This is a genomic window from Comamonas sp. HJ-2, from assembly GCF_053615495.1.
In genome coordinates, this window is the sequence record NZ_JBSIFD010000079.1 from 1 (window position 1) to 569 (window position 569).

Below are 569 nucleotides of genomic sequence, written 5' to 3' on the forward strand. Positions count from 1 at the left end.
GGGGGTGCGGATAAAAACTTGGACTGGTTTTATGCGGCTAGACCAAGTTCTTGTCGGTATTCCACAGGACTTAAACGTCCCAGAGATACCTTGATACGTTTTTCGTTGTACCAATGAATGTAAGTATCGACAGCTTCAATGAACTGCTCAATCGTTGTTGATTGCCAGTTGCAGGGATAGAACAGCTCTATTTTCAGCCTTCCAAAGAAGCCTTCGCATGCAGCATTGTCTGGCGAGCACCCTTTGCGAGACATCGAGCGAACCAACTTTGCATCATGGACCCTCGAGAGCCAGCCGGGCCATCGGTAGTGAGCTCCACGATCAGAATGAATCACAGGGCGGCTCTCGCTACCTTGAACAGCATCAATGGCCGCATCCAGCATTGTGTTGACGAGATTTGCATTGGGATGAGTCCCAATCGACCAGCTCACCACCAGCCCGTCAAAGCAATCAATGACTGGCGACAGGTAAACCTTACCAGCAGGAATCTGGAATTCAGTAATGTCGGTGAGCCACTTCTCATTGGGCGCAGCAGCATGGAAGTCTCGATTGATGAGGTTTTGAGGGGC

Annotated in this window: 1 protein-coding gene; it reads right to left on the reverse strand. The window is 50.3% G+C overall.

From position 1 onward, the window contains the following. Window positions 1-29 precede the first annotated feature (29 nt). On the reverse strand, window positions 30-569 hold a 540-nt coding region (locus ACWGXF_RS24405; RefSeq protein WP_452102610.1), incomplete at its 5' end, for an IS3 family transposase.